Annotated in this window: 27 protein-coding genes and 1 pseudogene; 10 read left to right on the top strand and 18 right to left on the bottom strand. The window is 63.6% G+C overall.

Translation table 11 applies throughout. The annotated features are described in order from the left end of the window. Nucleotides 1-151 precede the first annotated feature (151 nt). From AWB66_RS00680 to AWB66_RS00700, 5 genes are all read left to right on the top strand, one after another. The gene (locus AWB66_RS00680; RefSeq protein WP_087628332.1) at nucleotides 152-1120 is read left to right on the top strand and encodes an ABC transporter substrate-binding protein; all 969 of its coding nucleotides are present in this window, start codon (nucleotides 152-154) and stop codon (nucleotides 1118-1120) included. Between the two features lie 77 nt (nucleotides 1121-1197). Next, a complete protein-coding gene (locus AWB66_RS00685) occupies nucleotides 1198-2712 on the top strand; it encodes a sugar ABC transporter ATP-binding protein (protein WP_087628333.1) in 1515 nt (504 codons plus the stop codon). Next, on the top strand, nucleotides 2709-3737 hold the full coding sequence (locus tag AWB66_RS00690; RefSeq protein ID WP_087628334.1) for an ABC transporter permease: 1029 nt from the start codon (nucleotides 2709-2711) through the stop codon (nucleotides 3735-3737). The genes AWB66_RS00685 and AWB66_RS00690 overlap by 4 nt, the downstream gene beginning before the upstream one ends. Continuing rightward, entirely contained in the window at nucleotides 3734-4816 is a 1083-nt protein-coding gene (yjfF, locus tag AWB66_RS00695) for a galactofuranose ABC transporter, permease protein YjfF (RefSeq protein ID WP_407642241.1), read from the top strand. Before AWB66_RS00690 ends, yjfF begins: the two co-directional genes overlap by 4 nt. A 30-nt stretch (nucleotides 4817-4846) precedes the next feature. Continuing rightward, nucleotides 4847-6592, top strand: a complete 1746-nt coding sequence (locus AWB66_RS00700; RefSeq protein ID WP_087628336.1) for an IlvD/Edd family dehydratase — start codon at nucleotides 4847-4849, stop codon at nucleotides 6590-6592. 55 nt (nucleotides 6593-6647) lie between these two features. Here the strand turns inward: AWB66_RS00700 and AWB66_RS00705 are convergent, their stop codons facing one another. The 12 genes and pseudogenes from AWB66_RS00705 to AWB66_RS00760 form a co-directional block, all read right to left on the bottom strand. Beyond that, nucleotides 6648-7148 (bottom strand): dual specificity protein phosphatase family protein, encoded by a 501-nt coding sequence (locus tag AWB66_RS00705; protein ID WP_087628337.1) that lies wholly within the window; start codon nucleotides 7146-7148, stop codon nucleotides 6648-6650. Then, nucleotides 7135-7650 carry a hypothetical protein gene (locus tag AWB66_RS00710; RefSeq protein WP_087628338.1) on the bottom strand — a complete coding sequence of 172 codons (516 nt, stop codon included), beginning with the start codon at nucleotides 7648-7650 and terminating at the stop codon, nucleotides 7135-7137. The genes AWB66_RS00705 and AWB66_RS00710 overlap by 14 nt, the downstream gene beginning before the upstream one ends. Continuing rightward, nucleotides 7647-8788: pseudogene (locus tag AWB66_RS00715) on the bottom strand (MGDG synthase family glycosyltransferase). Before AWB66_RS00715 ends, AWB66_RS00710 begins: the two are co-directional and overlap by 4 nt. A 262-nt stretch (nucleotides 8789-9050) precedes the next feature. Beyond that, on the bottom strand, nucleotides 9051-9701 hold the full coding sequence (locus AWB66_RS00720) for a YdcF family protein (protein WP_087628339.1): 651 nt from the start codon (nucleotides 9699-9701) through the stop codon (nucleotides 9051-9053). Between the two features lie 54 nt (nucleotides 9702-9755). Continuing rightward, nucleotides 9756-10280, bottom strand: coding sequence for a DoxX-like family protein (locus AWB66_RS00725; protein ID WP_087628340.1), 525 nt, complete (start codon nucleotides 10278-10280; stop codon nucleotides 9756-9758). Next, nucleotides 10277-10747 carry a DUF2269 family protein gene (locus AWB66_RS00730; protein WP_087628341.1) on the bottom strand — a complete coding sequence of 157 codons (471 nt, stop codon included), beginning with the start codon at nucleotides 10745-10747 and terminating at the stop codon, nucleotides 10277-10279. The genes AWB66_RS00725 and AWB66_RS00730 overlap by 4 nt, the downstream gene beginning before the upstream one ends. Next, the gene (locus tag AWB66_RS00735) at nucleotides 10744-11844 is read right to left on the bottom strand and encodes a saccharopine dehydrogenase family protein (RefSeq protein WP_087628764.1); all 1101 of its coding nucleotides are present in this window, start codon (nucleotides 11842-11844) and stop codon (nucleotides 10744-10746) included. Before AWB66_RS00735 ends, AWB66_RS00730 begins: the two co-directional genes overlap by 4 nt. A gap of 436 nt (nucleotides 11845-12280) precedes the next feature. Further along, a complete protein-coding gene (locus tag AWB66_RS00740; RefSeq protein WP_087628342.1) occupies nucleotides 12281-12970 on the bottom strand; it encodes a substrate-binding domain-containing protein in 690 nt (229 codons plus the stop codon). Nucleotides 12971-12983: 13 nt separating this feature from the next. Further along, nucleotides 12984-13667: a 4-carboxy-4-hydroxy-2-oxoadipate aldolase/oxaloacetate decarboxylase gene (gene ligK, locus AWB66_RS00745; protein ID WP_087628343.1), complete on the bottom strand. Its 684-nt coding sequence runs from the start codon at nucleotides 13665-13667 to the stop codon at nucleotides 12984-12986. Between the two features lie 2 nt (nucleotides 13668-13669). Further along, nucleotides 13670-14695, bottom strand: a complete 1026-nt coding sequence (locus AWB66_RS00750) for an amidohydrolase family protein (protein ID WP_087628765.1) — start codon at nucleotides 14693-14695, stop codon at nucleotides 13670-13672. A gap of 58 nt (nucleotides 14696-14753) precedes the next feature. Beyond that, complete coding sequence (locus AWB66_RS00755) at nucleotides 14754-16103, bottom strand: MFS transporter (RefSeq protein ID WP_087628344.1); 1350 nt, start codon at nucleotides 16101-16103, stop codon at nucleotides 14754-14756. A gap of 45 nt (nucleotides 16104-16148) precedes the next feature. Continuing rightward, on the bottom strand, nucleotides 16149-17450 hold the full coding sequence (locus tag AWB66_RS00760; RefSeq protein WP_087628345.1) for a gallate dioxygenase: 1302 nt from the start codon (nucleotides 17448-17450) through the stop codon (nucleotides 16149-16151). 434 nt (nucleotides 17451-17884) lie between these two features. Between AWB66_RS00760 and AWB66_RS00765 the strand changes: the two genes are divergently transcribed. Then, on the top strand, nucleotides 17885-18943 hold the full coding sequence (locus AWB66_RS00765) for an NAD(P)-dependent alcohol dehydrogenase (RefSeq protein ID WP_087628346.1): 1059 nt from the start codon (nucleotides 17885-17887) through the stop codon (nucleotides 18941-18943). A 49-nt stretch (nucleotides 18944-18992) separates the two neighbouring features. Here the strand turns inward: AWB66_RS00765 and AWB66_RS00770 are convergent, their stop codons facing one another. The 4 genes from AWB66_RS00770 to AWB66_RS00785 form a co-directional block, all read right to left on the bottom strand. Continuing rightward, the gene (locus tag AWB66_RS00770; RefSeq protein ID WP_087628347.1) at nucleotides 18993-19409 is read right to left on the bottom strand and encodes an organic hydroperoxide resistance protein; all 417 of its coding nucleotides are present in this window, start codon (nucleotides 19407-19409) and stop codon (nucleotides 18993-18995) included. 27 nt (nucleotides 19410-19436) lie between these two features. After that, nucleotides 19437-19712 (bottom strand): hypothetical protein, encoded by a 276-nt coding sequence (locus tag AWB66_RS00775; RefSeq protein WP_087628348.1) that lies wholly within the window; start codon nucleotides 19710-19712, stop codon nucleotides 19437-19439. A 70-nt stretch (nucleotides 19713-19782) separates the two neighbouring features. Further along, the gene (locus AWB66_RS00780; protein WP_087628349.1) at nucleotides 19783-20004 is read right to left on the bottom strand and encodes a DUF4148 domain-containing protein; all 222 of its coding nucleotides are present in this window, start codon (nucleotides 20002-20004) and stop codon (nucleotides 19783-19785) included. A gap of 210 nt (nucleotides 20005-20214) precedes the next feature. Continuing rightward, complete coding sequence (locus AWB66_RS00785; RefSeq protein WP_087628350.1) at nucleotides 20215-20745, bottom strand: thioredoxin family protein; 531 nt, start codon at nucleotides 20743-20745, stop codon at nucleotides 20215-20217. A gap of 181 nt (nucleotides 20746-20926) precedes the next feature. Here AWB66_RS00785 and AWB66_RS00790 point away from each other — a divergent pair, with 181 nt between their 5' ends. Genes AWB66_RS00790 through AWB66_RS00800 form a run of 4 tightly spaced genes read left to right on the top strand, consistent with a single transcriptional unit; the run spans nucleotide 20927 to nucleotide 23487 of the window. Then, nucleotides 20927-21304 (top strand): GFA family protein, encoded by a 378-nt coding sequence (locus AWB66_RS00790; protein WP_087628351.1) that lies wholly within the window; start codon nucleotides 20927-20929, stop codon nucleotides 21302-21304. After that, nucleotides 21301-21423, top strand: coding sequence for a hypothetical protein (locus AWB66_RS34865; RefSeq protein WP_268811125.1), 123 nt, complete (start codon nucleotides 21301-21303; stop codon nucleotides 21421-21423). The genes AWB66_RS00790 and AWB66_RS34865 overlap by 4 nt, the downstream gene beginning before the upstream one ends. A 7-nt stretch (nucleotides 21424-21430) precedes the next feature. Continuing rightward, entirely contained in the window at nucleotides 21431-22171 is a 741-nt protein-coding gene (locus AWB66_RS00795; RefSeq protein WP_087628352.1) for a response regulator, read from the top strand. Beyond that, complete coding sequence (locus tag AWB66_RS00800; protein WP_087628353.1) at nucleotides 22168-23487, top strand: ATP-binding protein; 1320 nt, start codon at nucleotides 22168-22170, stop codon at nucleotides 23485-23487. The genes AWB66_RS00795 and AWB66_RS00800 overlap by 4 nt, the downstream gene beginning before the upstream one ends. On the opposite strand, the gene AWB66_RS00805 is transcribed toward AWB66_RS00800, so the two are convergent. Together AWB66_RS00805 and AWB66_RS00810 are read right to left on the bottom strand one after the other, a co-directional pair. Beyond that, on the bottom strand, nucleotides 23484-24680 hold the full coding sequence (locus tag AWB66_RS00805; RefSeq protein ID WP_087628354.1) for a glycosyl hydrolase: 1197 nt from the start codon (nucleotides 24678-24680) through the stop codon (nucleotides 23484-23486). The two genes, AWB66_RS00800 and AWB66_RS00805, sit on opposite strands and share 4 nt — an antisense overlap. A 468-nt stretch (nucleotides 24681-25148) precedes the next feature. Beyond that, nucleotides 25149-25670, bottom strand: a complete 522-nt coding sequence (locus AWB66_RS00810) for a hypothetical protein (RefSeq protein WP_087628355.1) — start codon at nucleotides 25668-25670, stop codon at nucleotides 25149-25151. Nucleotides 25671-25720 lie beyond the last annotated feature (50 nt).

The raw sequence follows: 25720 nt of genomic DNA on the forward strand, positions 1-25720 counted from the left end.
CGCCGATAAGAAAAAATGGATTGGACCGTCATGAGACCGAGGTCTACGCTTGCGAGCAGGGTCGACCCCGTACCCTCAACCGATGACCACAAAAACACATGGACCAGAGTCGGCGCAAAAAAAGGCCAACGCTGGTCGACAGGAGACGACAATGAAATCCAATCGACGGGCAGTTCTCGGTACGCTTCTCTGTTCCACGCTGATCCTCACGACCGGCCTCAGCGCCCACGCCGACGAGAAGAAAATCACGCTGGGCTTCGCCCAGGTCGGCGCGGAAAGCGCCTGGCGCACCGCGAACACCGTCTCGGTGAAAAGCGCGGCGCAGCAGGCCGGCATCAATCTCAAATTCTCCGACGCCCAGCAAAAGCAGGAAAACCAGATCAAGGCGATCCGCTCGTATATCGCGCAGAAAGTCGATGTGATCGCGTTCTCGCCGGTCGTCGAAACCGGCTGGGAGCCGATCCTGATCGAAGCGAAGAACGCGAAGATTCCGGTGATCCTGACCGACCGCAACATCGACGTGAAGGACAAATCGCTTTACGTGACGATGATCGGCTCGGACTTCCTCGAAGAAGGCCGACGCGGCGGCAAGTGGCTCGAAGATCACTATAAGAACGATCCGGGCCCGATCAACATCGTCGAATTGCAGGGCACGGTCGGCTCGGCGCCGGCGAACGACCGCCGCGCGGGTCTGCTCGAAGTCATCAAGAACGATCCGAAGTTCAAGGTAATCGCGTCGCAAAGCGGCGACTTCACGCTCGCGGGCGGCAAGCAGGTGATGGAAGCCTTCGCCAAGACCTACGGCAAGCAGATCAACGTGGTTTATGCGCATAACGACGACATGGCGCTCGGCGCGATCCAGGCGATGGAAGAAGCCGGCATGAAGCCGGGCAAGGACATCACGGTCGTCTCGTTCGACGCCACCAAAGGCGGATTCGAAGCGATGGTCGCGGGCAAGATCAACGTGGACGTCGAATGCAGCCCGCTGCTCGGGCCGCAGCTGATGAGCGCCGTGAAGGACGTGGTCGCGGGCAAGCCGTTGCCGAAGCGCATCGTCACGGAAGAGACGATCTTCCCGATGAGCGTCGCCGCCCAGACCTTGCCGCAGCGCAAGTACTGAGCGCCTGCCCAAGCCCAAGCCCGCCGCCGCGCGCGGCGGGCGCCTTCGTCCTGCTTCTTCCCACGCGGAACTCGCACATGAGCGGCGCTGCACTGCTTGAAACCATCGGATTGTCGAAGACCTTCCCCGGCGTGAAGGCGCTGAACGCCGTCGATTTCCGCCTCTTTCCCGGCGAGATCCACACGCTGATGGGCCAGAACGGCGCGGGCAAATCGACGCTCATCAACCTCCTGACCGGCGTTCACGAACACGACGCGGGCGAAATCCGCCTGGCCGGCAAGCCAGTCAGTTTCGCGACGCCGCTCGAGGCCGAAGCCGCCGGCATCCGCACGCTGTATCAGGAAGTGAACCTGTGCACGAATCTCTCGGTCGCGGAGAACGTGTTCGCCGGGCGTCATCCGAAGCGGCGCGGCGCGATCGACTGGAAAACGATTCACGCGCGCGCCGAGGCCGCGCTGGCCGAGCTGAACGTCTCGCTCGACGTCACCAAGTCGCTCGATACCTACCCGATCGCCGTGCAGCAGATGGTGGCGATCGCGCGCGCGGTGTCGGTGGACGCGCGCGTGCTGATCCTCGACGAACCCACGTCCAGTCTCGACGACGGCGAAGTCGCGCGGCTCTTCACCGTGCTGCGCAAGCTGAAGCAGTCGGGCATCGCGATCTTGTTCGTCACGCATTTTCTCGAACAGACCTACGCCATCTCGGATCGCATCACGATCATGCGCAACGGCGAGCGCGAAGGCGAATATCTGGCGAAGGACCTGCCGGTCGAGTTGCTCGTCGCGAAGATGGTCGGCCATGAACGGATGACCGAACGGCTGAAGCGCGCCGAATCGGAGCAGCCTGCGGAAAAATCGGCGGTGCCGCCGTTTCTCGAAATGCACGGCGTCGGACGGCGCGGCCTGATGAATCCCGTCGACATCGACGTTCAGCCCGGCCAGATACTCGGCCTCGCGGGCCTGCTCGGCTCGGGCCGCACGGAGACCGCGCGGCTTTTGTTCGGCGCCGAGCGTCCGGATGCCGGCACGATGACGGTCGGCGGCAAGGAAACGCGGCTTCGTTCGCCGCGCGACGCGGTGCGCCACGGCATCGGTTATTGCCCGGAAGACCGCAAGAAGGAAGGGATCATTGCGGATCTGTCGATTCGCGAAAACATCATTCTCGCGTTGCAGGCGCGGCGCGGCTGGTGGCGTCCGATCCGCCGCGCGAAACAGCGCGAAATGGCCGACGATTGCATCAAGCAGCTCGGCATCAAGGCGCGCGACGCCGAACAGCCGATCGGACTCCTGTCGGGCGGCAACCAGCAGAAGGCGCTGCTCGCGCGCTGGCTCATGATCCAGCCGAAAATGCTGATCCTCGACGAACCCACGCGCGGCATCGACATCGGCGCGAAGTTCGAAATCATGGATCGCATGCTGGCGCTCTGCGCGAAGGGACTCGGCATTCTGTTCATCTCGTCGGAAGTGAGCGAAGTCGTGCGCGTGAGCCATCGGATCGCGGTGCTGCGCGACCGGCGCAAGGTCGCCGAAGTCGCGGGCAACGAGGCGTCGGAGGATCAGGTGTATCGACTCATTGCGGGAGAACAGCGATGAAACGGCTCGCAGCCCATCCGCTCGTGTGGCCGTGCGTGACGCTCGTGCTGCTCGTGCTGCTCGATCTCTCGCACAACCCGGCGTTCCTCTCGATTTCCGTCCTCGACGGCCATCTGTTCGGCGCGCCCATCGACATCCTGAACCGCGCGGCGCCGCTCGTGCTGGTGTCGCTCGGCATGACGCTCGTGATCGCCACGCGCGGCATCGACATCTCGGTCGGCGCGGTGGTCGCGATTGCCGGGGCGGCCGCGGCCAGCATCCTCGCCGCCGATCCGTCGCAAGTCGGCATGGCGATCGCAGCCGCGCTCGCCGCCGGCTTGCTCGCCGGCATGTGGAACGGCTTGCTGGTCGCGATCGTCGGCATGCAGCCGATCATCGCGACGCTGATTCTGATGGTGGCCGGACGCGGCGTCGCGCAATTGCTGACGGGCGGCCAGATCATTCCGATCGGCGCGCGCGACTATCTCTTTCTCGGCGGCGGCTATCTGGCCCTGATTCCGTGCTCGATGTGGATCGCGGCGGCGGCCATCGCGGTGACGACGCTCCTCATGAACCGCACCGCGCTCGGGCTCTTTATCCGCGCGATCGGCATCAATCCGGTCGCAACGCGCCTCGCCGGGCTGCGTTCGAGCGCGATCGTCTTCGGCGTGTACACGTTCTCCGGGCTGACGGCGGCGATCGCGGGAATCCTGGCGAGTTCGAACGTGCGCAGCGCCGACGGCAACAACGCCGGCCTGCTGCTCGAACTCGACGCGATTCTCGCCGTGACGCTCGGCGGCACGTCGCTGCTCGGCGGCCGGTTTAGCCTCGCGGGCACGGTGCTGGGCGCGCTCATCATCCAGACGCTGACCTACACGACCTACTCCATCGGCGTGCCGCCCGAAGCGACGCTCGTCGTCAAGGCGGCGGTCGTGCTGATGGTGAGCGTGATCCAGTCGGCGAGCGCGCGCGCGTTCATCGCACGGCAGGTGCGGCGCGCGTTCCCGGTCGCGGCCAAAAGGACATTGACGGAGGGCGCGCAGTGAACAAGCTCATCGATCCGCGCACGCTGCCCATCGTCGTGACCATCGCGCTGTTCGCGGCGCTGCTCGCCTTCGGCTCCGTGATGTACACCGGATTCTTCTCGCTGCAAGTGTTCGCCGGCCTTCTGATCGACAACGCGTTTTTGCTGATCGTCGCGATCGGCATGACGTTCGTGATCGTGTCGGGCGGGATCGACCTGTCGGTCGGCTCGGTCGTCGCGCTGACGACGATCCTCTGCGCCCTCTTCACCGAACGGTTCCACTGGCCCGTGTGGATCATCCTGCCGCTCGTGCTCGCGTTCGGCGCGCTCTACGGCGCCGCGATGGGCGCGCTGATCCACTTTTTCCGCCTGCAGCCGTTCATCGTGACGCTGGCCGGCATGTTCCTCGCGCGCGGCGCGTGCTTTCTCATTACGACGCAGTCGATCACGATCAGCAATCCGACGTTCCGCGCGCTCTCCGCGTTCCATCTCGACCTCGGCGGGGCGTCGCTCACGACCGGCGCGCTCGTCGCCATTGCGGTGCTCGCCGCCGCGGTGTTCGTCGCGCATTACACGCGCTTCGGGCGCAACGTCTACGCGATCGGCGGCAACGAGCGATCCGCGGTGCTGATGGGCCTGCCGGTCGCGCGCACCAAGGTCGGCGTCTACGCGCTCTCGGGATTCTGCTCGGCGCTCGGCGGCGTCGTGTTCACGCTCTACGTGCTCTCGGGCTACGGCTTGCAGGGACAAGGCATGGAACTCGACGCCATCGCGGCCACCGTGATCGGCGGCACGCTTTTGACGGGCGGCGTAGGCTATGTCGTCGGCACGCTGTTCGGCGTCGGCATCCTCGGCACGATTCAGACGCTGATTACCTTCGACGGCACGCTCAGTTCGTGGTGGACGCGCATCGTGATTGGCGCGTTGCTCTGCGCGTTCTGCCTGTTGCAGCGGCTCATCGAACGGCACGCCGGGCGCCGCAGGTCGAACGGCACGATGACGGGCGAGCGCGCCGGCGCCAAACGACCGCGCCGCGCGCCGCTGTCGACCGATGTCGAGAACAACGCCGCTGAATCGCTGACACCGAAGGAAAGCACTTGAAACTCCACCAAACGATAGACGGAACTCCGCATGTCCAGTGACGAAAAACGCCCTCTCCGCTCCGCCCGCTGGTTCGGCACGGCCGACAAGAACGGCTTCATGTACCGAAGCTGGATGAAAAACCAGGGCATCCCGGACCACGAGTTCCAGGGAAAGCCGATTATCGGCATCTGCAATACGTGGTCGGAACTCACGCCGTGCAACGCGCATTTCCGCAAACTCGCCGAGCACGTCAAGCGCGGCGTGTCGGAAGCCGGCGGCTTTCCGGTCGAGTTTCCGGTGTTCTCCAACGGCGAATCGAACCTGCGCCCGACCGCGATGTTCACGCGCAATCTCGCGAGCATGGACGTCGAGGAATCGATTCGCGGCAATCCCGTCGATGCCGTCGTGCTGCTGGTCGGCTGCGACAAGACCACGCCCGCGCTTCTGATGGGCGCGGCCAGTTGCGACGTGCCCGCGATCGTCGTGAGCGGCGGTCCGATGCTGAACGGCAAGCACAAGGGCCGCGACATCGGCTCGGGCACGGTCGTCTGGCAACTGAGCGAGCAGGTGAAGGCGGGCAAGATCACGCTGCACGAATTCATGTCGGCGGAAGCGGGCATGTCGCGCTCGGCGGGCACCTGCAACACGATGGGCACGGCGTCCACGATGGCGTGCATGGCCGAAGCGCTCGGCGTCACGCTGCCGCACAACGCCGCGATTCCTGCCGTCGACTCACGTCGCTACGTGCTCGCGCACATGTCGGGGATGCGGATCGTCGAGATGGCGCTGGAAGATTTGCGGCTCTCGAAACTGCTGACGCGCGAGGCGTTCGAGAACGCGATCCGCGTGAACGCGGCGATCGGCGGATCGACGAATGCGGCGATTCACTTGAAGGCGATCGCGGGGCGCATCGGCGTGAATCTCGAACTCGACGACTGGACGCGCATCGGCCGAGGCACGCCGACGCTCGTCGATCTTCAGCCGTCCGGGCGCTTCCTGATGGAAGAGTTTTATTACGCGGGCGGTTTGCCGGGCGTGATCCGGCGGCTCGGCGAGGCGGGGCTGATTCCGCATCCGGACGCGCTGACGGCGAACGGCCAGTCGCTCTGGGAGAACGTGAAGGAAGCGCCGATCCACGATGAAGAAGTGATTCGTCCGCTCGACAAGCCGCTCGTCGACGATGGCGGCCTGTGCATCGTGCGCGGCAATCTCGCGCCGAACGGCGCGGTGGTGAAGCCGTCGGCGGCGACGCCCGCGCTTTTGAAGCATCGCGGCCGCGCGGTCGTATTCGAAAATTTCGACGACTACAAGGCGCGCATCGCCGATCCCGAACTGGACGTCGATGCGAACTCCGTTCTCGTGCTGAAGAATTGCGGACCGAAGGGTTATCCGGGGATGGCGGAAGTCGGCAACATGGGCTTGCCGCCGAAGCTGCTTGCGCAAGGCGTGACGGACATGGTGCGGATCTCGGATGCGCGCATGAGCGGCACGGCTTACGGCACGGTGGTGCTGCACGTCGCGCCGGAAGCGCGCGCGGGCGGGCCGCTCGCCGTGGTCAGGGAAGGCGACTGGATCGAACTCGATTGTCTCGGCGGCACGGTGCATCTGGACGTGAGCGATGCGGAACTGAGCGCGCGTCTCGCCGACTGGGCGGCATCGCAGACGGCCGTGCCCGAGGATGCGAGCGGGTATCGGAAGCTGTATGTCGAGCACGTGCTGCAAGCCGATCAGGGATGCGATTTCGATTTTCTGGTCGGATGTCGGGGCGCCGAGGTGCCGCGGCATTCGCACTAGCCACTACCGGCCTTTTCGTTGCTTTCCTTGGCCCGGTCGCATTGCGACCGGGCCGTCAAAACGAAGGCTCGCCGGCTTCGCAATAGTGTGTTACTGGCGTGCGGCCAACCTGCTGCCGCAAGGACTCAACATCGACTTGCTTCAGGTAATGCAGAATGTTTTTCCAGATGGCATGGAACCCGAAGCCGCCGTTGAGCAGCTCATCGAACGCGGCGTCCTTGCTCCAATCCTGGTAAACGATGCGATAAAGCGCGCAAATCAGCCCGGTGCGATCCGCGCCGTGCTGACAATGGATCAAGACCGGACCATCGCATTCCGCGTGGCGCAACGCATGTAGCGCCGCCAGCACTTCCTTGTCGCAGATATTCCATGTGTTGATGGGAATGCGTTGCGCTGAGATTCCGGTGCCGGCGAGAATGCGACGATCGGAATGGAATGCGCGAAAACTGATTACCTTGCGTATGCCGAGTTGCCGCAAATGGGGCACGTCCCTTCTCGACAGCTTCGCGCTCCGGAAGAGCGACGGCGTGAGGCGAAACAGATTATTCACAGCCATGACTCGGTGTCCTGTAAGCGTGGACGCGATCGCGCGAAACGAAAAAAAGCACGATTGCCGCGGCGCTCATGGTCCAGTAGTCGATAGGGGCGAAGCCGAACCAATGGATGTGCCATGGTATGAAGGCGGGCTTGAAGCGGGCGAGCCCGAACGCGGGATTCAGCACGAACCAGAGGAAGTCCTCGGTGAGCCAGAAGAGCATGGTGCAGGCGATGATGCGAGCCTCGATTCGCCAGGACCAGTGAAAATTGAAGATGGGCGGCAGGTGAAAGAACAGCGCGATAAGCGGGAACACCCAGGCGTGATAGCCCGTCATTGGCCGGCCGCCCCAGAAGAGGTCGAGCATCCAGTGCTTCTCGATACGCCACGTCGGCAAATTCGCGGCCCAGCCGGCGCTTCCTTCGATCTGGATTTCGACGTTGGCAAAAAAGAAGCCTAGCAGTATCACCCATGCCATCAGTACCAACGTGCGCCATGACGGCACGAAGTCGGCGACCGTCATGAAGCCGCGTCCGTGCCAAGCACGCGATCCAGTACGAAGCGGGCGGCGAGCGGTCTGCCGAGCGGCGCAATGCGCCGGCGCATCGCTTCAAGACGCTCCGGTTCATCCAGCAAAGCGCGAACGCGATAGACGAGTGCGTCGTCGTCGACTGCCTTAAGGGCCACGCCTTGTTCAAGCAGGAAATCGGCATTGCGCTCTTCTTGCCCTGGTATCGGCGAGTTGAGCAGCATCGGCTGTTTCATCGCGAGACATTCCGAGGTCGTCAAGCCGCCGGGTTTCGTGATGACAAGATCGGAGCAAGCCATCAGACGCTCGACCTCGCGCGTGAAGCCGTGCGGAAACAGTCGGCCCGGATGATCGCTGGCGAGTTTCCCGAGCGCCGCGAGCAAAGCCTCATTGCGGCCGGCGAGCACGATCAACTGGAAGTCGGCGCCCATGGCGAGAAGGCGCGCTGCCAGCTTGTCCTTTGGACCGAGTCCTGCGCCGCCGGACATCATCAGCAGGGTACGGCGCTGCGGATCGAGGCCGAATGCGCGAGCGCAGGCCGGGGCTCCATGGATTGGCTGAATGCCGGCATGACCGGAATGCCGCTCACATGGATAGCGTCATGCGGAAGGCCACGCATGCGCATCCGCCAGGCCACTTCGTCGTTCGCGGCAAAGTAGCCGTGCAGGTTCGGCACAACCCACAGACGGTGGAGATCGAAGTCGGTGACCTACACCCATACCGGGATGTCGAGTCGTGCCTTGCGGATTTCGCGCGAGAGGATTTCGGCGGGCAGGAAATGCGTGCAGATGATGGCATCCGGCCGACAACGCGCGATTTCCGCGAGCAGTGCGCGGCAGTTGAGCCGTTCGACCGCGCGCCGGAGTTTTTGGGAAAGCGCGGCCGGATCGGCCTCGTCAGTTCTTTGGTACAGGTAACTCCAAAGCGCCGGCTGCGAACTCACGAGCGCGAGATAGAAGTCCGTGTAGATTTTGCGGAATGTGGGCGGCACGAAATCCATGACGTCCAGATGGGTGGCTTCGATACCTGTCGGGTGGATGGCCGCAAAGGCACGAACGGCTTCGGCAGCACGCGTATGACCGGCCCCCGCGCTGATGCTCAGAAGCAGGATGTTTTTGGGTGGTTTGACCATCTGATGTTTGTTTGATGTTCGTGCGCGTCGTCAGCTTAACTAAACATCACAGCGTCGTACCACGCATTGTTTTACCGAAATGGGCCGCTTGCGCTGCGGCATTTTATTTGGCTTTGTTAATCGCAAGTTCGCACTAAAAGAAATTTGACATACATCGAATGCGACGTGAAATTATGCGAATACGACGCTGTGGTGGCTCTGTGCGATGAGCGCCGCGTGATGACAGTCTGGCGCGGCGACGATATCAATCCAGCGTGCTGCCCTAATGCGATCCAGAGAATAGGCTGAACAAAAACAGCATGGGCCTGAATAAAACCGGCTTCGCATCGGGATCGAGAGACAGGCGCAAGCTGTACACGGCAAAGGCCGGCACCTCTCTCCAGCTTGAATACAGGTCACGCACGCGAAACGAGCGCGGTAATGTTCCATACACCGTCTGCGCACCTGTCCGCGCGAACGCAAGCTGCGCTCTCACAAGGTGGTAATACTGGCTGATCAGCATCACGCGCGATACCTGGTGTGCCTGCATATATCTGGCGGCATGTCGTGCCGTGGCGAGCGTGTTGATGCCTTGATCGTCAACGACGATCCGGTTCGCCGGAACGCCGTGCGCCAGCAGATAAGCCTCCATGGCTGTTGCTTCATTCAGACCCGGGCCGTCGATACTGCTGCTCACAAAAAGAGTCGAGCAATATCCCGTTCGATAGCATTGCACTGCGGTGTCGAGGCGCGCCATCAGGATCGGCTTGGGAGTGCCGTTGTCTTCGAGTGCATTGCCAAAGACTACCGCAACATCGGCCTTGTCATAGGGGATACTCAGGCTGCGCACGCAGATGAGTATCGCAGCGAGAAGCCACACTATGGCAAGCGTAATAAGGAGCTTGAGGAGTATCGATTTCGGACGGAGATGCATCAACGAATAATTGTTAAGATCAAAACAAGGTGGCAAGGCGAAGGGCAAGTCGAGTCACCGCGACGGTCGGCTGGCACGGCCTCGCTCCTTTACCGTTGTCCGGTTCAATGAACCCTCCATCATGACGAGATAGGCGAGGCAGCAAAGCACCGCCATATTCTTTGTCAAAGGACCGAACGGATGAAAAAGGAATGACGGAATCCACACGGCGATGACGATCGAGTAGAAGACGACCACGACGAACTGCAATCGCCAGATTCTTCTTGAGGGAAAGAAGCATGACATCACCCCCATGGCTAGATCGAAAACGCACGCAGCCAGAAACGCTGAAGCGGCCCCGTGCGTCAATCCGACCCGCCGCAGCCAGTCCAGCGATTCCGCGCGCGGATAGACGAACCATGAAGCGAACGCGGTCCATGCCGCCCATATGAAAGCCATTGTTATCCGCATGGCCCAATAAAGTCGAACGAGATTTTTCCCAGAATCGTTCGAGTTTGGATCATGCTCAGGACTCTTGATCTGTTCATCGACCGTTTCGACCCGCGTCGGCGCGCTCGACGTGTTGCGTGGCGAATTCATGGGGTGGGTTTGAACACCATTAGCCAATACACTCCGACGAGCGCAATAAAGGCCGGAACGCCAAGCCAGAACCAGACGCGCGCATATCGCCAGTACTGGCGCGGGAGCGCGGTGTGTTCGGTATCGGCGATCCGCGCCATATCGCGCATCCGTACTTGCAGCCACACGACCGGAAGCCAGCAGCACGCTGCGAGCAGGTACAGGCAGATCGCGTAGAAGATCCATCCGCTAAACATTGGATAGCCAGCAGGATAGACAAGGCCCAGGCCGGTGAGCGGTTGCAGGATGACGGCGGGGGTCGTGAACATCCAGTCGGCCAGCACCGTGCGTTCCGTCACGATGCGGATTGCCCTGACGTCCCCGCTGCGGTCAGTCACCCACTTGAAGAATGCGATGCCGATTCCGGTGCCGAACAGCACGGTCGAACTGAGGATGTGAATGCATTTGAGGACGAGATAGGCGTTCATGCGGGCATTTCGTGGATATCGAATCTCCGCAGCGCGGCGAGGTAGTCTTCAACAGTCAGCAGGCCAACGCACGGCATAGCGCCATGGGGCAACGCCTCCCCTCGCGCCAGTTTCTGTGCGAGAGCAATGGCCGCCCCGCACGGAATGTGCGGGCCGTGGTTTTTTGCGGCGACGAGATGCCAATCGAGTTTTTGTGGTTTGCCGTCAAGACCGAGCCCTTCCAGCGAGACGAACATCGCCCCTTTGTCGCTGACGAATGGCTCCAGCCAGCGGCTTATCGCATGTAAAGGTCCTGCGAGCGGCAGGATGCTGGAGAGCAGGCCGAGGCGCACCAATTGCGAGGCCGCCCACACGAAGAGGTGCCCGGGAGCGCTCGCGAAGCCGGCATGGAACGTCACGGTGCGCACACCGGGATACCGACGGGGGAACAGGACCAGATCGGGTACATCGCAACTGCCGAGGAAGCGCTTGCCGACTGGCTCAGGGAACGGGTAGCGCTGTAAATCGAGCCAGCCACGTGTGGTTTGCCAGTGCCCCTCGACCAACCGGCAAAACGGTCTGCCGCAATACCCGAACACGCCTTGCATCGTGGCAAGCCCAGGGGATCGCGCACCGGAACCAATGCCGTGACGAATGGAATCGAGACGGGAGAACCGGCTCAGGTAACGATCGACCACGGCTGACGATAACGCTGGCAGCGAGCTCGCGCCGCTTGTCACGAAGACGCGGCGTTCGCGAGCCGCGGTATCCAGTTGTTCGATGCCGGCGACGAAATCGCGGCCATCCGCCAGATCGATGTAGTTCGCGCCGGCCGCGATCGCCGCACGGGCCACCGCATAGTCCTGGTTTTGAAAAGGACCGGCCGTATGAATCACCGAGTCGACCCCGAGTTTGAGAAAGCGCTGCATGAGATCCGTCGCACGGGCGTCGATGGCGATGCCCTGCGAGGACTGCAAGCCGAGCCCTTCAGCGACCGCTCTGGCTCGTGTGGCGTTGCGCCCGCCGATCAGCAGGCGGATACCCGCGGTCTGTGCGAGAGCGTTGCAGATGCGTTCGCCAAAAAAGCCGTAACCGCCGATCACGAGAATGGTGTGCATGTTCTGTTGCTGCAGGTTAGCCCCTGACACGTCGCCAGTGCGGGAACCCGTCCGCTGGCCGGTATTCCGTGCGATAACATGGGCGGCAACGAAGAGCGGCATCGCAGCGCGCACGTCACTTCACGCTGGCGTCGCGTTGCTCGACGTTTGTCGCGTGCTCACCATCTGAGTGTGTTTAGGGCAACGCTGATTAGCCTTTTTTGCGCCCCGCGAAGCCTTATGGCTACGTAGCTGCCCCCGAACATTCGATACTTCTTTAGCGTTGCCTTAAGATATTTGAATAGCGAAGGACAGCCTCATGAAGCCCGACTATTTTCGTTGCTTTCGGGTTCGACCGCCAACACGATAACTCTGATATTTTCGGATAACCAAGTAAATTTGTACTTGATATGGAGAGGATCAAGCATCTTCGAACGGCAGAGCCCTGGTCAACGCCTCACGCAGGCTCCATCCCATGCGCAAGCTTGGCCGACTCCGCCTGCGTCGACGCAAGAAACGCGATCAACGCCCTGGCCGCGTCCGGCAGCGATGACGCCGTGCAGATCGCAGCCGAAAAAACCGTCGTCGCCTGAATCCCGGGCGGCAGCGCCCCGATCACCTCGATGCCCGGCACGTGAATCAGTTCGCTCGTCTGCTGGAATCCGAGTTCCACTTTGCCGCGCGCGATGAGCGCACCGACCGGCACGCCAGGCGGCGCCTGCACGATGCGCGGCGCGATGGTCCCGGCGATGCCCCAGCGCTCGAAGAGACGCGCGAGGTGTGCGCCGCTCGGCCCGGTCGAATAGCCGATGCTGCGGGCGGCCAGAATAGCGTCGCGCACGGCCGCCTCCGAGCCGATCTCCGGCCGCGCCGCGCCCGCAGCCACGGCAACCGCGACACCCGAACGCGCCAGATCGACGCGACTGCCGGCATCGACGCAACCCGCCGCCGTGAGCCGCGCGATCGCGTCCGCCGCGAGCACGACGACGTCGAATGGCTCGCCGTCCTGAACGCGCGCAAGCGCCGCGACGCCGCCCACCGACTGGACGACCACCCGCTGCCCCGAGCGCCGCTCGTATTGCTCGACGAGGTCGGCCAGCACCTGACGCGTCGCCATCGAAGAGATGACGGTGATTTCCTTGCTCATGGTCCGAAGCCGCTCAGTCGATATAGCGCAGCCCGGCCTCGCGCAACGGCTCGCGCATGCTGTACATGTCGAGTCCGAGCACGCCGGACGCCAGTTTCGCGCGCTTCTCGCCTTCGTTGGCCTCGCGCGCGAGCGCCTTGTCGAGCACCTTCTGCGCCACAGCCGCCGGCACCACGACCACGCCGTCATCGTCCGCGACGACGACATCGCCCGGGCTCACTAGCGCGCCCGCGCAGACCACCGGAATGTTCACCGAGCCGAGCGTCGCCTTGACCGTGCCCTTCGCGGATACGGCACGGCTCCACACCGGAAAGTGCATCTCGCCCAGCACGCGCACGTCGCGCACGCCGCCGTCGATGATGAGCCCGCGCGCGCCGCGCGCCTTGAAGCTCGTCGCCAGAAGGTCGCCGAAGTAGCCGTCGGTGCAGTCGGTCGTGACCGCCGCCACGACGACGTCGCCCGGCTGGATCTGTTCCGCCGCGACATGCAGCATCCAGTTGTCGCCCGGCTGCAGCAAGACTGTCACGGCGGTGCCGCTTGCCTGCGTGCCGGCGTGAATCGGCCGCATGTAGGGCTTCATCAGGCCGACGCGGCCGAGCGCCTCGTGCACCGTCGCGGTTCCGAGCGCACCGAGTTTCGCGGCGACGTCGCCGTCCGCGCGTCGAATGTTGCGATACACCACTCCGAGTTCGTACATGATCAACGTCCCTTGGTTTTCAGCGCGGCATCGAGACGCGGATAGACGCGTCGCGCATTGCCTTCGTAAATCTTGAACCGCTCTTCAGCATCGATGTAAGCCGCGTCGATGTAGCGCTTGGTATCGTCGAAATAGTGGCCCGTTTCCGGATCGATGCCGCGCACGGCGCCGATCATCTCGCTTGCAAACAGGATGTTGTCCACCGGAATCACGCGCGTCAGCAGATCGACGCCCGGCTGATGATAGACACAGGTATCGAAGAAGACGTTGTTGAGCAGATGCTCCGTCAGCGGCGGCTTCTTCATCTCCTGCGCGAGCCCGCGAAAGCGTCCCCAGTGATACGGCACCGCGCCGCCGCCATGCGGAATCACGAAGCGCAGGGCCGGGAAATCGCGGAACAGGTCGGAGGTGAGGCACTGCATGAAGGCGGTCGTGTCCGCGTTCAGGTAATGCGCGCCGGTCGTGTGAAAGCAGGCGTTGCAGCTCGTGCTCACGTGGATCATCGCGGGGATGTCGTACTCGACCATCTTCTCGTAGACCGGATACCAGTAGCGGTCCGAGAGCGGCGGACTCGTCCAGTGGCCGCCCGACGGGTCCGGGTTCAGGTTGATCGCCACGTTGCCGTACTGTTCGACGCATTTGACGAGTTCGGGGATGCACGTTGCCGTGTCAACGCCCGGGCTTTGCGGCAGCATCGCGGCCGGAATGAAGTGATCGGGAAACAGCTGGCTCACGCGAAAGCACAGCTCGTTGCAGATCGCGGCCCACGTGCTCGACACCTCGACATCGCCGATGTGATGCGCCATGAAGCTCGCACGCGGACTGAAGATCGTGAGGTCCAGGCCGCGCTCGCGCATCAGCTTCAACTGATTGCTTTCGATCGACTCGCGCAGCTCGTCGTCGCTGATGTGCAGGTCCGATACCTTCGGCCGCTCGGACGGGTTGCCGATCGCCGCGATCTGGCGGTTGCGCCACGTTTCCAGCGCTTTCGGCGCGGTCGTGTAGTGGCCGTGAATGTCGATGATCATCGTCTTTCCCAAAACTGATTCGATTGTCGGCGCGCGGTCTTCACGCGCGCCGACGCTTCTAGTGCGCCGTGTTCGGCTGCGGCGCCGCTTCGCTCGCGTTCGTGCGCTGGGCCAGCAGGATCGCGACGGCGGCGAGCGTCGCGGGCACGGCCAGCATCGCCAGGATCGCGCCGAACTGCCAGCCAAAGCCGAGCAGCGCTCCGCCGATCGCGGAGCCGAAGATGCTGCCGAAGCGTCCCATGCCGAGCATCCAGCTGACACCCGTGGCGCGCGCCACGGTCGGGTAGCGGCTCGGCGCGAACGCGTTCAGGCCGGTCTGCGCGCCGCTCATGCAGAAGCCCGCGGCGAACACGAGCAGCGTGAGCGACGACGACATCGCGCCGATCCATCCCAGCCCGAGCACGCACAAACCGCCGCCGAGATACGCCGCGCTGATGACGGGCGCCGGCCGGACCTTGTCCATCAGGAAGCCGACCAGGATCGCGCCGACCGTGCCGCCGACCTGGAACATCGCCGTCACGTTGGCCGCCGCGGTCACGGTCAGTCCGGCGTCCTTCATGAGCGTCGGCAGCCAGCCGGTCAGCAGATAGATCACGAGCAGGCCCATGAAGTACGTGACCCAGAGCGCCGCCGTCATCAGGCCGTAGCCTTGCGAGAACAGCACGCCGATCGGCTTGCGGGTGGGCAGCGGCGGTTCGCTGGAGACGAAGACCTCGTCGCCCTGGAAGCGCGCGCCGCAGACCCGGCCCAGCACCGCGCCGATCCGGGCGGCGGGTGCGCCGCGCACCGCCAGAAGACGCGCGGACTCCGGCAGCAGCCACATTTGCAGGGGGATCAGCACGAGCGGCAGCGCGCCGCCGAAGATCAGGACCGAGCGCCAGCCGTGCACCGGAATCAGCCAGCCGGCCGCGAAGCCGATCAGCGCCGAACCGAGATTGAAGCCCGTGAACATGATCGTGATCATCAGCGCGCGCTTGCGCTGGGGCGCGTACTCGGAGAGGAGCGTCGTCGTGTTGGGCATCGCGGCGCCGAGGCCGATGCCGGTCAGGAGACGCAGCGCGGCCATCGACATCGGCGTGGTGGTGAACGCGGTCGCGATCGTGAAGATGCCGAAGAGGAACACCGACGCGATCAGCACCCACTTGCGGCCGATGCGGTCCGAAGCCGGCCCCGCCGCCAGCGCGCCGATCACGAGGCCGATCGGCGCCGCGCTCATCACCAGCCCGAACGCGGGACGCGAAATCGCCCAGTCGTGAATGATCGACGGTGCGACGAAGCCCATGATGGCGACGTCCATGCCGTCGGCGGTCACGATGAGAAAACACAGCGCCACCAGCAGCCACTGGTAAGGCGAGATCGGTCGCTCGTCGATGAAGCCCTTGATGTCAATCATTTTCCCGCTTGCCATTGTTGTCTCCACTTTGCCTATGATTTTTTGGCTTGGCCGCAAGGGTCAGTTCTTGCCCTTTTCCGCGCTTTCCCAGTCGAGCTTGCCGGCACTCTTGCCCGCCACCGAGTAGAGCGCGCCCGGCGCATTGCGCGTGCGCTGGAACGCTTCCAGCGACTGCCCGCGCATTGCGGCATAGATGTGCAGATTCGACACGCCGGTGACAGCACCGAGTTTTTCGAGCATGAAAAAGATGACGCCGTAGTGCAGCAGCGCGCGCCAGTCGCGGCGGCGGATCATGTCGCGCTCTTCCTCGCTGAGGCCCGCGGCTTCGAAGCTCGTTTCCGGATCACGCATGAACGCCTCGCGATGCGCCGGCTCGACCATGCGATGCAGGTAATCGTTGATCCGGTACGCGCGCACGGCCGTTTCGATCGAGAACGGATACGTGCCTTCGAGCTTCTCGACATCGGTCAGCTGAAGCGCCATGCGCTGTCGATGACGCTCGACGATGGCCGGCTTGGTCTCGCTGTCCTCGCCTTCGTAGATGGCCGTCGCGATGCCCGCCATCGACGGCAGGTAATAGCTGCGGTGCTTGCACACGACGTTGTTCGACAACGCGCCGCGCATCGTCAGCCACATCACGACTTCCGCGCCTTCATAGCCGCCGAGTTCCGCGTATTCCGCGATGGTCATGTCGGCGAGTTGCTCGGGGTCGCGTTCGAACAGGTCGAGAAAGCGCTGGTCCCACGCCATGTTGTTAAAGCCCGCCCGTTCGCCATGCACCTGATGCGAGAGGCCGCCGGTCGCGAGCACCGCGACCTTGATGTCCTCCGGATAGCTTTCGATGGCACGGCGCAGCGCCTGTCCGAGCTTGTAGAAGCGGCGCGCGCTCGGGATCGGCAGTTGCAGCACGCCCATTTGCAGCGGCACCAGCTTCACGGGCCACTCCGGCTTGTGCGGAACGAGCATCGACAGCGGCGAGAAACAGCCGTGGTCGAGCGGCTTGTTCTGGAAGAACGACATGTCGAATTCATCGGTCATCAGCGACGTGCCGATGTGCGCCGCCAGCGCCGGATGTCCCTTGATCGACGGCAGGTCGCGCGCGCCGCCGCCTTCGTCCGCGACGTGCCATTCCGGCCCGACGCCCAGCGTGAACGCCGAGTAGTGGTCGAAGAAGAAGGACGTGACGTGGTCGTTGTAGATGGTGAGAATCACGTCCGGTTTCTTGTCCGCGAGCCAGTCGGCGACGGGCGCGAAGTTCTCGAAGATCGGCGCCCAGACGGGATCGTCGCGCTTGTTCTTGTCGAAAGCAAAACCGATGGTGGGCGTGTGCGAGGCGGCGATGCCTCCGATGATGCGTGCCATGCTTGTACTCCTTCAAAACTTGTTTCAACCGGGCTTCGACGCTTTCGAGGTTTCTGGGTCGATCCGGCCGGCCGCTACTGTGAATCGCGACGATAAGAGAAAGCGTCCGCCTGTCGACAGCCGGTGTAAACCAGATGTCCGGCGCGCCTGCAACGGTATGCGATCCCCTTTCCTGCTCTCCGGTCCCCGCTGGATGCGGTTCTGCCTCCGATCATCGTCGTTACATCTGACATAAACAAATTAGATGGCTCGGGAAAGGAGTCGCAAGACGGGTGGAAGGACCATGCTGCGCGTCAAGCCTGGCGTCCGCCATTTGCGCGTGCTTTCTTCTTTTCGGCGATGATGGCGCACGCCCGTCGAGCGGCCTCTCATCAGGCGCGTCGAGGCCGGTTCTCGGCGTGCCCCTTCCCCAACCCCTCTCAAATTTCCCAAACATGATGAAAGCCCACGCATATGCAGCGCAATCGGCGGAGTCGCCGCTTGCGCCCTTCTCGGTCGAGCGTCGCGACGTCAAGGAACACGACGTGCGCATCGACATTCTTTATTGCGGCGTGTGTCATTCCGATCTGCATATGGCCCGCAACGAATGGGGCGCGACCAATTACCCGGTCGTGCCTGGACACGAGATCGTCGGCCGGGTGTCGGCGGTCGGTTCCGAAGTGACGAAGTTCAAGGTGGGGCAACTCGCGGGCGTCGGATGCATGGTCGATTCGTGCCGGACCTGCGCCGCCTGCAAGGAAGGCCTCGAACAGTATTGCGAAGGGCCCGACAGCTTCATCCAGACCTACAACTCGCCCGACAAGCACTCAGGCGGCGTGACGTTCGGCGGCTATTCGACATCGGTTGTCGTCGACGAGGCGTTTACGCTGTCGATTCCGGAAAACCTCGAACTCGCCGCCGTCGCGCCGCTCTTGTGCGCGGGCATCACGACTTACTCGCCGCTCAAGCACTGGAACGTGCAAAGGGGGCAGAAGGTCGGCATCGTCGGGCTGGGTGGCCTCGGGCACATGGGCGTGAAGATCGCGGCGGCGCTGGGCGCGCATGTCGTTCTGTTCACCAGATCGCCGGGCAAGATCGAGGACGGCAAGCGCCTCGGCGCGCATGAAGTCGTGATCTCGAAAGACCCCGATCAGATGGCGGCTCACGCGAACAGCTTCGACTTCATCCTGAACACGGTGGCTGCTTCCCACGATCTCGATCAGTTCATCGCGCTGCTCAAGCGCGATGGCACGATGACGCTTGTCGGCGCTCCCGAACATCCTCACCCTTCGCCGTCGGTGATGAGCATGATCTTCAAGCGGCGCTCGCTCGCGGGATCGCTGATCGGCGGCATCGCGGAAACGCAGGAAATGCTCGACTTCTGCGGCAAGCACGGCATCACGTCCGACATCGAAATGATCCGCATGGATCAGATCAACGAAGCGTATGAACGCATGCTGAAGAGCGATGTGAAGTATCGCTTCGTCATCGACATGGCTTCGCTTGCCGGCTAATGCAGTCCGCTCGCGAGGCGCGCTCGATAAGGCGCCTCGCTGCTTCTTCTCAGACCACGTTGATGACGACGTCGATGTTGCCGCGCGTCGCCTTCGAATACGGGCAAGTCTGGTGCGCGGCGTCCGCAAGCGCGCGGGCGACTTCGCGATCCACGCCCGGCAGGCTCACGTTCAGTCGAGCCTGAAGGAAGTAGGCGCCATCGGTCGTACCGAGATCGACTTCGGCATCGACGGCCGTATCGGCGGGAAGCGCGACTTTCATCTTCGCTGCCGCCAGCCCCATCGCGCCGATGAAACACGCGGACCAGCCGGCCGCCAGCATCTGCTCGGGATTCGTGCCGCTGCCCTTCGAGCCGGGCGCCGAGAGCTTGACGTCGAGGCGTCCGTCCGAACTGCGGGCGGCGCCGTCGCGGCCGCCGGTGGTGTGCGTCTTGCCGGTGTAGAGCACTTTGTCGATCTGGGTCATGATGAATTCCTTGCGTGATGGATTGGCTTAGTGATGCGCGAAGAGCGATGCGGACCCATTCGATCCAACGAAGACGCCCGATTGCGATGTCGTATCGCGCACGCCGCCATACGATTGCGTGCCGGTGTCGGCATTCGCGTATTCGGCGTTGATCGTCTGAGTGCTCACGCCGCGTTGCGACGCGGGCGCGCCGGCCGTCGGGTTGTAATGCGGCGCGGGGCCATAGCCGCTGCTCGCGAACACGGAGCCGGCGGCGGCGAGTCCAACGGTGACGACAGTCGCGGTGATAAGACGCTTGAACATGATTGATCCTTGATGAATGAATGAGGTTGCGGGGCCGGTCGATGCGATCATCGGACCGGCCTTTCGACTTTCAGCTACCGCGATACAGGTTGCTGAGCGACGCAATCTGACCGTCCTTCTGCGCGTGCACCAGTTCTTGCCGGACTTCCGCGCGCGTCTTCGCCATCACACTGTTGCGGCTCACAGACACGACGGCCGTCTTGTCGGCGCCATCAGGCGCGGGCACGGCAGCGTGAGCGATACCCGTGAAGGCGGAAGCGGCGAGGGCCAAAGCGATGATCGAGGTTTTCATGGTGTTCTCCTGGAACGATTAAAAGGTAAGACGCCGGGATTCCATCGGGTGCTGCTGGCTTGTCGTGTGGAATCCGTCGTTGATGCAATTTGAACCCGCCGATGTATCTGGCTCATGTCGGAAAATCCGTGTTTTGCAATGTTGTGTATCGGCTGAGACGCTGGATACATTGCGATACGAAACCACCCGAAGACCGCGGCGGCTGCCGCCCTACTTCTGTGCGAGCAAGGTCTTGATCGCGGCCTCGGTCTGCGCGTAATCGCCTTCGCCGAAGTGGCTGTAGACCACCTGACCTTGCTTGTCGATGAGATAGAAGGCGGGCCAATACTGGTTGTCGTAGGCGCGCCAGGTCGCGTAGCGATTGTCCTGAGCCACCGGGAAAGTGATGCCGTAGCGCTTGACGGCCGACTTCACGTTGCCCGTGTCGCGCTCGAACGGAAACTCGGGCGTATGCACGCCGACGACCACGAGCCCCTGGTCCTTGAATTTCTGATTCCAGCTCTGGACTTGCGGCAGCGTATGGATGCAGTTGATGCAGCTATAGGTCCAGAAGTCGACCAGCACGACCTTTCCTCGCAACTGGTTGAGCGTCAGCGGATCGCTGTTGATCCACGAATCGATGCCGGTGAATTCCGGCGCGGGCTTGCTGTTCACCGGCGTGCCCGCGATGGCGGCGCCGCTGGTTGCGGCGGCCACCGCGAAGACGGTCAGGGCTGCGACGTTCTTGAGTCGGGAGAGCATGTCAGGTCCTTTGCATACGGGTTGGAATGGCCGTATTGGACCGTTTGCGCGTATCCGGCTTGTGTCGTCGCGGGGTGGTTTGTGCAATGTTATGTATCGTGCGAACGGCGGGATACACTGGGATACAAAACTCCGCCCGACCTGCGCTATAACGCAGTCATCGACGATCACGGAGCATCACATGAGCACGAATACCCAGCTGTTGCACGGAGCCTGTCATTGCGGTCGCGTCCGGTTCGAAGTTCGCACCGCGCTCGCGCCAGCGTCGCGCTGCAATTGCAGCCTGTGCCGCCGCAAGGGCGCGTTGATGACGCCGCCGTTCGCCGCCGCCGAACTTGCGATCCTGAGTGGCGAAGACGCGCTCACGCTGTACCAGTTCAACACGCGCGTGGCGAAGCATTATTTCTGCAAACACTGCGGCATCTACCCGTTTCACCAGACGCGCAAAGACCCGCAGCTCTGGCGCGTGAACATCGGTTGCCTGGAGGGCGTCGATCCCTATACGCTTGACGCTGGTCTCTCGGACGGCGCGAGTCTGTCGGTCGTGGAGGACGCATGAGACGACTGCTTTCGATCGTCGCGTTCCTCGCAGGCGGATTCGCGGCCGAACTGGCGAATCCGGTGCAGTGTCTTCTAATCGATGCGGGCCGGGTGCAGGTCAAGCGCAACAAACCATGATCCGATGATGGAAACCACTGACCACGTGCTGATCGTCGACGACGATCGCGGGATTCGCGAACTGCTCGCCACGTATCTCGAGAAGAACGGCATGCGCGTGTCGCTTGCCGCGAACGGGCGCGAGATGCGCGCCGCGCTCGAACAGGGCGCGCCCGATCTGATCGTGCTCGACCTGATGATGCCCGGCGAGGACGGACTCGTCCTGTGCCGCGAATTGCGGGCGGGCAAGTTCCGCGCGGTGCCGGTCGTGATGCTCACCGCGCGCAACGAGGAAGCGGACCGCATCGTCGGTCTGGAAATGGGCGCCGACGACTATCTGCCGAAGCCGTTCGCGGTGCGCGAACTGCTGGCGCGCATTCGCTCGGTGCTGCGCCGCGCGCGCATGTTGCCGCCGGGCATGCAGGTCGTGGAATCCGCGCCGATACTGAGCTTCGGCGACTGGCGGCTCGACACGACCGCGCGCCATCTGCTCGATCCGGACGGCACGATGGTCGCGCTCTCGGGCGCGGAGTACCGGCTGCTGCGCGTGTTTCTCGATCACCCGCAGCGCGTGCTGACGCGCGACCAGTTGCTCAACCTGACACAGGGCCGGCAAGCGGACCCGTTCGACCGTTCCATCGATTTGCTGGTGAGCCGGCTGCGTCAGCGTCTGAACGACGTCGCGCGCGAGCCGCGCTACATCAAGACGCTGCGCAGCGAAGGCTACGTGTTCTCCGCGGCGGTGGTTCCGCTCGAAGGTCCGCAATGAACGCCCGCTCGTTGCTGCGCTGGCCGCGCAGCCTGTTCGCGCGACTCGCGTTGATCCTCTTCGTCGGTCTGGCGATCGCGCAGACGCTGTCGTCCTGGCTCACGATGACCGAGCGCGACCAGACGATGACCAACGTCATGATGGGTTATATCGAACGCGAGGTCGCGAGTTCGGTCGCGCTGCTCGATCATCTGCCGCCCGCCGAACGCGCCGAATGGCTGCCCCGGCTGGCGCGGCGCACCTATACGTTCGAACTCGGACCGGGCATCGGGGGCGCACCGCCCGATGCCGAACTGTCGGAGCGCGTGGCCCGCTCGATTGCGGAAGGCATCGGCAAGCGCTATCCGCTGACGGCGAACGCCGTTCCCGGCGATCCCGAACGTCTGCAAGTGCACCTGAACCTGAGTGACGGCGCGCCGCTCACCATCGACTATCGGCCGATGCCGGGCGCGCCGCTGTCGCGCTGGCTGCCGCTCGTGCTGGCACTGCAACTGGCGGTGGTCGGCGCGTGCTGCTGGCTCGCCGTGCGCCTCGCGACGCTTCCGCTGAAGCAGCTCGCGCGGGCCGCCGACACGCTCGGACCCGACCTCAAGGCGGATCGCCTGCCGGAAGACGGTCCGGACGAAGTGGCGCGCGCGGCCCGGGCCTTCAACGCGATGCAGGATCGCGTCGCGATGTACATGACCGAGCGCATGCAGATCCTGGCCGCGATTTCGCACGACCTGCAAACGCCGATCACCCGCATGCGCCTGCGCGTCGACGTGATGGACGACAGCGCGCAGGGCGCCAAGCTGCAACAGGATCTGCGCGAGATGGAAACGCTCGTCAAGGAAGGCGTGACGTATGCGCGCACGCTGCACGGCGCGAGCGAGGTGCCCTGCCGCATCGATCCGGATGCGCTCTTCGACAGCCTCGTCTGCGACTATCTCGACGCCGGGAGCAAGGTGGCGCTGCAGGGCCAGGTCGGGCGGCCGCTGGTGACGCGTCCGCAGGCGCTGCGCCGGATCGTCGGCAATCTGGTCGACAACGCGCTGAAGTTCGCCGGCGCCGCGGAAATCAGCGTGGAGGCGCGCGCGGACGGTCAGGTCGTCATTGCGGTGCTCGATCGCGGGCCGGGCATTCCGGCCGAAGCGCTGGACGCCGTGTTCGAACCGTTCTACCGCCTCGAAGGCTCACGCAACCGGCACACGGGTGGCACCGGGCTCGGTCTGGCGATCGCGCGGCAACTCGCGCTCGCGATGGATTCGATCCTGACGCTGCAAAACCGTGCCGGCGGCGGGCTGGAGGCGCGGCTCGTGCTGAAGAAGGTCAGCTAGACCGGATTCGCCGCGACGAAGTCCCTGAACGCGGCGTAAGCGGCATTCTTCGACTTGCCGTCCATCTGGATCAGCCCGTAGTTCGGGTCGATCACGCAGTACATCATCACCGATTCGATGTCGTACTTGTCCTTGATCGACCGGTATTGTTTGAGCGCCTTCGTCACGTAGTCGGCTGCCGACTGCTGTGTGTCCCCGCTGCCGGCCCAGCCCCACTCCGTCAGCCAGATCGGCACGCCGAACGAGTCCTTCAGCACCTGCAACACGTCCACGCACGCGTTGTAGCGCCCGCCGCACTGGATGTCGCCGGAACTTTTGTACCAGTGATAGCTCGTGAAATCCCAGCGCAGCGCCGCCGCGCCCGACACGCCCGCTGCGCTGCCATCGGGCGAAACGCCGTTCCACAGCATCTGCAACGCGCGATACGCCATCGGAATGCCGACGTTAACGCCGCACTTGATGGACGGATCGATCGACTTCACGCCGTCGATCATCCCGCGCAAAGCGCCGCGAAACGACGGCCAGTAGGCCGGGTTCCAGTCGGACGAGAGACTGCCGTCGCCGCCGATCTTGAGCGGCACGTCGAGTTCGTTGCCGCATTCGATGTGCGTGACGAGCCCCTTCAGCGGGCGCGCGCAGTTCACGCCGAGGTCGTAGCCGAGCGTGTACGCCGCCGCTTCGGAACTCGTGCAGTCCCACCCGGCGGAAAACGGATTGAGCACAGGCAGGATCGAGACGCCGCTGCCCGCGAACGCGCCCTTCAATGCATCGGCGAGCACCTGTGACATGACGCTGCCCGCGACGTCGCAGCGGTAGTTGGTGACGCCCAGATCCTTGAGGATGGCGAGTTGCTCGGCAGCCGACATCGATTTGTAGATGCCGTTGCCGTAGGCCATGTGGCCGTTCATGCCGTAGAAGAGCGTCGAGGCGTTCGAAGACGATGCGACCGTCTCCGGGACCGTCTGCGGAACCGGCACCACGGCCTGCGACGCGGGGCTCGGGTCGGACGTCGCCTTGCCGACGCTGCCCACGGCTTGCGTTCCACCGCCGCCGCCGCACCCTGACAGCATCGCGCCGCCCGCTGACGCCAGCATCATCGAGAGGAACTTGCGGCGCGAAGTCGGCGTGCCGACGCGCCCGTTTTCGGCGGGTGTGTGTGGCGCGATGGCGTCGTCGGGGTCGGGGTCGAACATGGGCGGTGGTTTTTCGGGCGGGAATAACCTCCGTTTACGGCTGAACGACGGCGACCTTGAATCGCGGGAATGATTTTCGGGGCCGCGTGCAGACGCGTTTTCGCTACGCGCGCTAGTGTGTGACCACGCCGGAACGTCGGCGGCGTTCGTCAACGATGACGGCACCAGCGCGAACCCCGATGGCGAGGTGAACGTCAGCCCGCCGTGGCGGGCTCGTCGGCCGGCCTCGGTCGCGGTCAGAATAACGACACGGTCGTGGTTGCGACCCGTCGGCGAGCAATCCGTCGATCACACTCGTGCTCGACCGCACGAGCGGCTCGACACGCGCCACGATCCCGTTCAGCGGCGTGGACCGGATCGCGTATTGGAAGTCTGGTGCCTCAGCGGCAGGAAAAAGCGATTCGACGCAGCGTGCGACGCAACTGTTCCGACCTGCGCCTCTCGGGCCTTCTCAGATTCCGCAGCGCTTCAAAACTTCACCTTGAGTTGGAACCCGATCGTGAACGGCAGATCGCTCGATGGAATCGGCGGAATCAGGATGATGTTCGCCCCGACGCGCCGGTACTCGGCCATGATGAGCGGCGCGATCACGGGCCCGATCGTGTGATCGTGCCCGAAGCCCCAGTTGCCGTACGGATAGCCGGAGATCAGGCCGCCCATCGCGGCCAGCCGGATAAATCCCCAGTGCGCGAATTCCGGCGCCCAGACGCCGCCGCCGTACAGCGACGGCTTCGACAGCGAATTGCGGAAGTACCCGCCTGTCAGCGCCCATTCCGGCGCGATCCAGCACTCGACGCCGATGCCCGGATTGAATTCCTCGAAATCCTTCTTGGGGTGGATGTGATGCGAGCCGATCATCGCGTCGATCCACACGCCGTTGCCGCACCAGTCGCCAGCGCGGGCTTCCGGCGCCGCCGCAAGCGACGCGCAAGTCGCAAGTACGAGCCATGTCGCGCGTGACGCGCCGAGTCGGGTCAACCATGAACGCATGTGTTTTCCGCCCTCGCATTTCGCGAGGACGCCTTTTTCGAGACAGGTTT

The organism is Caballeronia telluris (assembly GCF_001544495.1).
GTDB lineage: Bacteria > Pseudomonadota > Gammaproteobacteria > Burkholderiales > Burkholderiaceae > Caballeronia > Caballeronia telluris.